Annotated in this window: 1 protein-coding gene; it reads right to left on the bottom strand. The window is 35.8% G+C overall.

All coding sequences use genetic code 11. The annotated features are described in order from the left end of the window. Positions 1 to 464: 464 nt before the first annotated feature. Positions 465 to 1046: a zeta toxin family protein gene (locus LY11_RS26355; RefSeq protein ID WP_111636556.1), complete on the bottom strand. Its 582-nt coding sequence runs from the start codon at positions 1044 to 1046 to the stop codon at positions 465 to 467. Between the last annotated feature and the right edge of the window lie 900 nt (positions 1047 to 1946).

Here is a 1946-nt window from a genome sequence, read left to right as displayed (position 1 = left end):
CTTATCCTTTTCTCTGTTTCCCTTCCTCCGAAGCGGGATGCAAAAGTAGGAAAATAATCCCGTCCACCAAACAATAACGCACTAATAATTGTATGCAATCCCTAACTGCATGATTTACAACCACAAAAACTTCAATAGATAGTGTAAATTCTACACGTTGCTAATACAAACCAGCCATGAACTATAGCCAATCACGCTTTAAACTAATCAAACAACATCCTTTCAGCTTATAGCAAATACGTCATAAAGCAGCATATCCATCAGGTTAAACCCTGTAAAAAATGAAAAAACTATAAAATGAATGGCAGAAATAAAAACAATATCATCTAAAACAGATGAAAAGCTTTGATTAAAACAAGAAATAAAAAGATAACACTTATTGATAATTATAGAATGACACCTATTTCATTAAGATTTCGAACAAGTCCTTCTATCCGCATACTGATTATATAATTTCTTCAGTCTTATATACTTTCTTCAGTCGCTTTGCGAATGATAGTATCCCAAACCTTCCTATTCAAAATCATTTTCCCAGAGCTATCATATTTTGCGATCACTTGTGGCGACAGATCCATATTAGCTATAAGCGTCCACTCATCACATACTGACATATAATACTTATGCAAGTTATAAATCCCCCGGTAATATCTGCGTCTGATCACATCCGCGGGAATATAATGCCCGCCTTTACTCACGCGTTTTTTCACACGTGCGATAGCCAGTTCCGGAGAAGCCAGCCAAAAATATAAGAGACTAACTTTATAACCTACCTGCTGTGCCTGTTTAACCAGGGAAACATAACTTCGGGCAGATAGCGTTGTCTCAAAAGCAAAGTCAACACGGGTCATCATTAATTCACGAATACGCTGCAGCATAATCCTACCTGATTCAAGAGCTACACTTTCAGGATTAAAAGGAGATAGGCCATGAGCGATACTATCCGCATTCACAAATTCCATACAATTTAGAATCTCCGGCAAAATTGTATAACTGGCAGTGGTCTTCCCTGAACCATTACAACCCGATATGATATACAGATTAGGCACGGTAGATTCCCTTCCTAACAATAACTGATAAAGTAAACTTCAGCCAACTGTAGAATTCCATTGGAATATCAAATGGTAAACAGAGAATTGAACGTTTCATCAATTATAAAGATAGAAATTATCTTATTCATAAGCTGAAGCTTATTTACTACATGCTGCCTTTATCCTGGCATCCAAAGCTTACAGATGGCACATTCAAGAAACTATAAATTCAATTATAAGCTACAAAATCATGGAAGTATCTTAGTGCTATAATCAATTCTGCTGATGATCATTTAGTATTTATTTATAAATTTCTTACAGCCTAATCTCAAACAATGAAGTTTTTAACGGATTATATGCTACTAACTCCATTTCTCCTGGCCGCAAATCTGAATATCTGTTTTTGTCAGCTAATCAACTTCAATAAAGTTATGTAAGCTCAATCCAGCTTAAGCATAATGGACGAAAAAACCTTAAGTAAACTTGACAATAAAATCTTGCAATGGCAAAAAGATTAAGCATTCCAGATGTTGCTATAATAGCATAGAGAATGACAAAGTAATAAAGACTAAGGTATATGGGAACTTAAGTTATGCGCAACCTGCACTAAACAATACGATATTTGAAGTTGCATCACTTACCAGGGTCGTATTCTCTACGATGGTGCTTAAACTAATACAAGAAAAACAATAGGAGTTGGGCGAACTATTGGCCCAGTATTTTATTGATCCGCAGGTTGCAGAAAACCCTTATTCAAAAAAGATAACCATACGCCATATTCTGAGTCAGCAATCTGGTTTTGATAATTGACGAAACCTACTTCGGATCAATACCAAAACTTGTGGGGCTGAATTAAATTAGGCGTAAATCTGAGATAGTCTGTACAAGAAAAATTCGATATTTCTCACCCCCCTGAAT

It is taken from the genome of Pedobacter cryoconitis (assembly GCF_003259615.1).
Lineage (GTDB): Bacteria > Bacteroidota > Bacteroidia > Sphingobacteriales > Sphingobacteriaceae > Pedobacter > Pedobacter cryoconitis.
The sequence above is the reverse complement of the archived record's forward strand: the minus strand, read 5'-3'. Positions and strand labels throughout refer to the sequence as shown.